This is a genomic window from Mesorhizobium sp. M1428, assembly GCF_040317515.1.
Taxonomy (GTDB): Bacteria; Pseudomonadota; Alphaproteobacteria; order Rhizobiales; family Rhizobiaceae; genus Mesorhizobium.
The window spans coordinates 20,847-27,672 of record NZ_JAMYKT010000043.1; the positions used below are offsets into that span (position 1 = coordinate 20,847).

The 6,826-nt window shown below is 54.7% G+C and carries 5 protein-coding genes; all 5 read left to right on the forward strand.

Annotation, left to right across the window (positions count from 1 at the left end; genetic code table 11):
- Window positions 1-269 precede the first annotated feature (269 nt).
- The 5 genes from NKG60_RS30745 (at window position 270) to NKG60_RS30765 (ending at window position 6,643) form a co-directional block, all read left to right on the forward strand.
- The gene (locus tag NKG60_RS30745) at window positions 270-1,934 is read left to right on the forward strand and encodes a hydantoinase B/oxoprolinase family protein (protein WP_352976518.1); all 1,665 of its coding nucleotides are present in this window, start codon (window positions 270-272) and stop codon (window positions 1,932-1,934) included.
- Window positions 1,935-1,994: 60 nt separating this feature from the next.
- On the forward strand, window positions 1,995-3,371 hold the full coding sequence (locus NKG60_RS30750) for an aminotransferase (RefSeq protein ID WP_352976520.1): 1,377 nt from the start codon (window positions 1,995-1,997) through the stop codon (window positions 3,369-3,371).
- Complete coding sequence (locus NKG60_RS30755; protein ID WP_352976522.1) at window positions 3,322-4,845, forward strand: aldehyde dehydrogenase family protein; 1,524 nt, start codon at window positions 3,322-3,324, stop codon at window positions 4,843-4,845. Before NKG60_RS30750 ends, NKG60_RS30755 begins: the two co-directional genes overlap by 50 nt.
- 59 nt (window positions 4,846-4,904) lie before the next feature.
- Entirely contained in the window at window positions 4,905-6,038 is a 1,134-nt protein-coding gene (locus tag NKG60_RS30760; RefSeq protein WP_352976524.1) for a histone deacetylase-like amidohydrolase, read from the forward strand.
- Between the two features lie 224 nt (window positions 6,039-6,262).
- Window positions 6,263-6,643 carry a transposase gene (locus tag NKG60_RS30765; RefSeq protein WP_245274633.1) on the forward strand — a complete coding sequence of 127 codons (381 nt, stop codon included), beginning with the start codon at window positions 6,263-6,265 and terminating at the stop codon, window positions 6,641-6,643.
- Window positions 6,644-6,826: the final 183 nt, after the last annotated feature.

Sequence of the window (6,826 nt, forward strand, 5' to 3'; positions counted from 1 at the left end):
AACCAAGGTTCGAAATCACTCATATCAATTTCATCGAGGCTGCCCAAGGTTTGATATTAGCAGACGCCGGCCCATTACTGCTATCGTTGCTCTGCTTCTGAAGACGAATTGATGACATTAAGCGTATAATTTGCCTAGCGTGTATACGACGCGCGGTGCCCGTTTCTTGCCGGTGAACGGGTCGCCGACGGACGAGCGACGGAAGCGGAAGTTTTGGGGAGTAGAGGGCAGATCATGCGCATTATTGTAGGCCGATGGGAGGGTATATAGTGAATCCTATCACTGTTGAAATTGTTAGGAACGGATTGATATCCGCCGCCGAAGAAATGAACGCGATGCTGATACGCTCTGCGTTCACCCCTATTATCTATGAGATGAAGGATTGCGCTGTCGCGATACTGGATCGCGATCATAAGGTTCTCGGCCAATCGTCGGGCCTTCCGATATTCCTCGGCAATCTTGAGATCTGCAGTGAATATACGGAACGAAAATTTGGAAAACGGGTGTGGCGGGAAGGCGACATCTGGGCGCTGAATGACACCTATGTAGTCGGGACTCATCTCAATGACGTCTCTGTTTACGCGCCGATCTTTTTCAAGCGTGAACTCTTTGGTTTCGCTGTTTCCCGAGCCCATTGGCTGGATATTGGGGGTAAGGATCCAGGGCAGTCCTTCGACTCTACCGAGATATTCCAGGAGGGCCTGCGCCTTCCGCCCACCCGCGTGGTAATTGAGGGTCAAATCAATCCCGACGTTGTTGACATAATCGAGGCCAACACCCGTTTGCCCAAGGGCGTGATAGGGGATCTTAAGGCGCAGATTGCGGCCGCGAATGTCGGGTCTCGCCGCATTGTTGAATTGCTTGAAAAGTTTGGCGCCGATGTTGTTGAGAAGGCCAAGGAGATAATCTTCGATCAAACTGAAAGCTTCGAGCGCGCAGCCATCGAAGCGATACCCGACGGCAAATACTCGGCGGAAGGGTATGTCGACGATGACGGATTGGGGAATGGTCCGCTCTACGTGAAGATGACAGTTGCCGTTGAAGGTAGTGATATCGAAATCGATGTAACAGAGGCTAGCGATCAGACCCTTGGGCCGATCAATAGCGGAAAATCGCAGACGGTCTCAGCATGTCGCGTTGGATTCAAATATCTGTTTGCATCGGACAAACCGGTTAATGGCGGCTCCTTTCGATCGCTTGCGGTCAAAGTGCGCGAGGGATCGTTTCTTGCCTGTACCAGTCCTGCGGCTGCAAATTGGTATTTCAGTTCTCTGGGGCTGCAAATCGACCTTTTGGCACGAGCGCTGGCCCACGCGATCCCGAATACCGTAACGGCTGCCGATTATGGAGATTCAAATCCCGTGATCATGTCGGGCACGGATCCACGCAGCAAGAGTATTTTTATCGATTTCGAGTGCCACGTCGGTGGCTGGGGGGCGTTTCGTGGTCAAGACGGCGTCTCCGCACTGATCAACAAGGTCAACGGTGGTCTAAAAGACATCCCAATAGAAGTTTGCGAAACGCGTTACCCTCTCAGGATCAGAGAGTACTCCCTTCGCTCAGATTCGGGTGGGGCTGGAGAGTGGCGCGGCGGTTGTGGCATTAACAAGACCTATGAAATGTTGTCCGACCAATGTGCTGCTGGTTTCTGGTGGGAAAGGTCGGTCACTCCAGCCTGGGGTCTGTTTGGTGGTAAGGACGGGAAGCCGCCGTCGGTAACTGTCAAATCCTCGCTTTCGGGGGAAATCAAGTGCTTGAAAGCCAATGGGATTAAGCTGAAGTCCGGCGATCTGATAGAATGTCGGTCCGGTGGTGGTGGCGGCTATGGCCCCCCGTCCCTTCGCGACAGAAGGGCAATTGAAGAAGACATTGCCGACGGGTTCATCACCGTCGAGGGTGCAATCCAGGATTATGGGTACAAGCCGACTCCCTGATCAGTTGTTTCAACCGCAACTCATCTAATATTCCGGCCCAAGGACCGACGTGGAGGTAATATGCCTAATCATAACATTACTCTCAAGGATGTAGACAAGCATTCGCTGATCCATCCATATACAAATTTGGCTGACCATCAGCGTACCGGTCCGCTTATCATCGAGCGTGGCGAGGGAATTCGCGTCATAGACCAGAATGGCAAGAGCTATATCGAGGGACTGGCGGGATTGTGGAGCACGGCACTTGGATTCAACGAACCCGAGTTAGCCGCTGCAGCTGCCGATCAGTTTAATAAACTGCCGACATACCACAGCTTCAATAGCATGGCGACGCGGCCGATGATCGAGCTAGCTGATCGTCTCAAAGATATGGTGCCAATATCTGATGGACGTGTTTTCTTTGCCAATTCCGGTTCTGAAATCAACGACACAGTTATTAAACTCATCTGGTACGCCAATAATATTCTTGATCGTACTGAGAAGAAAAAAATCATAACGCGGAAGCGCAGCTACCACGGGGTGACCCTCGCGACCGCGTCGATGACTGGTTTGGAATTTTGTCACGGTGGTTTCGATCTACCGCTGGATCGCTTTCTCAAGTGCATGTGCCCAGATTACTATCGCGAGGGCTTGGCGGGAGAGACTGAAGAGCAGTTTTCTGAACGTTGTGCGGATGATCTTAGAAAACTGATCGAACGCGAAGGTGCGGATACGATCGCGGCCTTCTTCGCCGATCCCGTGATTGCGGGTGGCGGTGTTGTGCCACCGCCGGCTGGCTACTTCGAAAAGGTTCAGAAGATTCTTAAAGAAAATGATATCCTCTTTGTCGCCGACGAGGTTATCTGCGGTTTCGGGCGGACCGGTAAAGCATTTGCATCTGACACCTACAATCTAAAGCCCGACGTCATTACTGTCGCAAAGGCGCTGTCTTCGGCTTATCTGCCAATCTCAGCCGCTATCGTGGCTCCAGCTATTTGGGAAGTGCTCTTAAGCGGCAGCAAGAAATACGGCGTGTTCGCTCATGGCTTTACGTATGGAGGGCATCCCGTCTCCGCAGCTGTCGCGCTCAGGACGCTCGAAATCTACGAAGAAAGATCGATTTTTCAGCACGTCCAGTCTGTCGCGGACCACTTTGCTCAACGCATCGATTCATTCGCTAGCCATCCTATGGTAGGAGACGTTCGACGGGTCGGCCTGCTCGGCGGGATCGAATTCTCACCTGACCACGCGACAAAGGCGCAATTCGACAAGTCGATGAATGTAGGCGCATTTTGCAGCCAGCGATGCCAGGATCATGGACTGATTATCAGGAATATGGGGGACATTATCGCTTTTTGCCCTCCGCTGATCATATCAGAATCCGAAATCGACGAGATGTTCGAGAAGTTTGAAAACGCTTTGGCCGAAACTTGGCAAATGGTACAGAACTATGGATAGAGCTAAAGAACCAGGTTCCGATATCTCGGCATCGAGATGGAAGCATCCTCCGCTGGGGATGTACGTCGATGGTGAGTTTATCGAGTCCAGTTCAGCGCTGCCGTTGGAAGTGATAAACCCGGCTGACGAGGCCGTGCTGGGTATGCTGCCTTCAGCCACTTCACAACTGCTGCAAAAGGCACTCTATTCGGCGGAGCGAGCGTTTGAAACTTGGCCTCGTTTCTCGCCCGAAATTCGTAAGGAGGTATTGGAAAGGGCAGCCGATATTCTCTCGGAGAGGGCGTCGCCAATTGCGCTGTCTATCGTTTTGGAACAAGGCAAGCCGCTGAACCAGGCCAGGCTCGAAGTTAGCCGTGTTATCGATCTCTTCCGATATTATGCACGGCTGGCGTTAGAACTTCACGATGGTTATCTTGGGGATCACCAACAACCAGTCAGGCGTTCGTCCAAACCAGTGCCAATCGGTGTCGTGGCAGCTTTCACTGCCTGGAATTTTCCTCTGGTGCTGCCGGGGCGGAAGCTGGCGATGGCGCTAGCCGCTGGCTGCCCGGTCATCTTGAAGGCAGCCGAAGAAACGCCAACGGCTGCAATTGAGCTCGTACGGGCTTTACAGGAAGCAGGTTTGCCAACCGGCTATCTACATCTGGTCTTTGGCAATCCTGCTGATATTTCAAGGGAGCTGATTGCATCGCCTGTAGTTCGAAAAATCTCGCTTACCGGTTCGATCCCAGTCGGCAAATCCCTTGCGCGGTTGGCGGCGGAGGGGATGAAACCCGCGAGCATGGAATTGGGTGGGCACTCAGCCGCGCTTGTCTTTGCAGATGCCGATATTGATGCTGCAGCAAGTGAACTTGCTGCAGCCAAATTTGCGAACGCTGGCCAAGTTTGCACTGCGCCTAGTCGACTTTTCATCGAAATGCCAGCTTATGACAGGTTCGTAGACGCCTTCTTAGAGAAAGTTAAGAGCATAAGGGTCGGAAATGGGCTGGATCCCGATACAGATCTAGGTCCACTCGCGCATTGGCGTAGAATTGATGCCACGGTCGGGGTGGTAGAAGACGCGATAGCTGGCGGGGCTCAGATCATCACCGGTGGCAATAGGATCAAGAGGCCGGGCTATTTCTTCGAACCTACAGTCCTGTGCAATGTGGCCCCCGGCAGCCAAATTTTGCGCGACGAGTATTTCGCGCCGCTCGCGCCGATCAACGGGTTCAACAATGAGATGCAAGCGGTGAGCATGGCGAACTCCCTGCCTTATGGCCTAGCCGCTTACGTCTATACGCAATCACCTGAGCGTATCGACCGCCTGATTGAAAATTTGGAAGCGGGTGGCATCTTCGTCAACACTACCGCGACGGTCACCGAATTCACACCGTTTTGTGGCATCAAGGAGAGCGGCTACGGATATGAGGGTGGGCGCAGGGGGCTTGATACATTCGTACATTACCGGCTGGTCAACAGCGTACGAAATTAACAATCCTTGATGTTAATTTGCCTCAGATACCACATCATGGGAATAACGAGAATGCGATCATGAATAGCGTTGCAAAACGCCAAACCGGATTTTGGTGGGATGAGAAATGTTTTTGGCATTCGGGCGGCAACTTCGCCTTCCTCATGCCGGTCGGCGGCTTGGTACAACCACCTTCCGCTGGTGGCCTCCCAGAGAATCCCGAGACCAAACGTCGTCTCAAGAACCTGTTGCACGTCACTGGCCTGATTCAAGAACTTTCCGTTTCTTCAGCGCCGGTTGCGAGCGAGGAAGAACTTCGCCGCGTGCACTCGGCGACTTACCTCGAAGCCTTCAAAGCGCTTTCTGACGACAAAGGCGGTGACCTCGGTGAACACACCCCGTTCGGTCCCGGCGGTTACGAGATAGCCGCGCGTTCGGCCGGTCTTGCGACAGCCGCACTTCGCGACGTCCTTTCCGGCAACCAGAAAAACGCCTATGCGCTCTCCCGTCCGCCCGGACACCATTGCCTGCCCGACAAGCCAATGGGTTATTGCCTGCTCGCTAACATCACCATTGCAGTGGAAGCCGCGATCGCAGAGAAGCGGGTGGAACGGGTCGCCATCATCGATTGGGACGTCCACCACGGCAACGGCACGGAAGCGATCTTCTATGACCGATCGGATGTGCTGACGATATCGCTGCATCAGGAAAACAACTACCCCCGCGATTCCGGAAACGTAGGCGACCGCGGCAGCGGTCACGGTGAAGGCTACAACATCAATATCCCGATGGTACCAGGCACCGGACACCTTGGTTATGTTCATGCTTTCGAACGCATCGTGCTCCCCGCACTCCGAGCTTACCACCCCAACGTGATTGTCGTTGCCTGCGGCTTCGATGCATCCGGCGTCGATCCGCTCTCGCGTATGCTGGCGTCGTCGACGACTTTTGCCGAAATGACCCGCATGACAATGCAAGCTGCCGACGACCTCTGTGGCGGCCGGTTGTTGCTTGTACATGAAGGCGGCTATTCTGAAGCGCATGTACCGTTCTGCGGCCATGCTGTCATCGCCACCCTTGCTCGTTCAGATATTGTTGCGCCTGATCCCCTGCAGGTCCGGCTTGATTTTCAGCAGCCCAATCCGGAACTCACCGCCTACCAGCTTAGCGTCATTGACCGAATGGTCGAGGTCTTCGCCAAACAACGATATTGAACGGGAGGCCGTCGACAGAAACAACGCGTCGAACGCCGGGACCGTGATCCCCTCAACTGCGAAAGCGCTCCCTCGCTATCGCACGAAGGATTAACTTCGAACAGGGATGCAGAGTAAGCGCCAAGCTGACCCCATCTGGCGCGGCTTGAGGTGATGAGCGAGACATACTGACACTGAAGCAAGGAGCCGAGGAGCTTGCAGTGTCAATTTCTATGTCTGCGCCTATGCCTGATGATAGAAGTTTCCATGTTCTTGAAGCGGTTGCCAACCGACTGGAGGCAAGCCCGCAGCGTCCGCGCCGGCGCTGGTCGGCGGAAGCGAAGTCGCGGCTGATCGAGGCGACACTGAAGCCGGGCGCGAATGTATCGGCCATTGCCAGACAGGCGGGGATGGCGCCGGCCCAGCTGTTCGGCTGGCGGAGCAAGGCGATCAAGAGCGGTGCGGTCACGCCACACAGGGATGCGGAGCGGCTCGGCTTTGTCGAGGTCACGCCGACAGCGTCTGCGTCGGTGGAGATCGAGCTGGGTGGCGTGGTCATTCGCGCCGGCGCCGATATCAATGAGGAGCAGCTGGTGCGGATTATCCGGGCGGTTCGCCAGGCATGATCCCGGCTGGCGTGAAGGTGTTGCTCGCCAGTCATCCCGTCGATTTTAGAAAAGGTCCCGACGGCCTTTTGGCACTGGTGCGCGATGCCGGCTCGGATCCATTCTTATGCGTCGAGCGAGATTATGTGGCGGAGCCGCCCTGACGCCCGTCAGGGCCGGCCAAACCCAGCTTGCCTCCGCCAC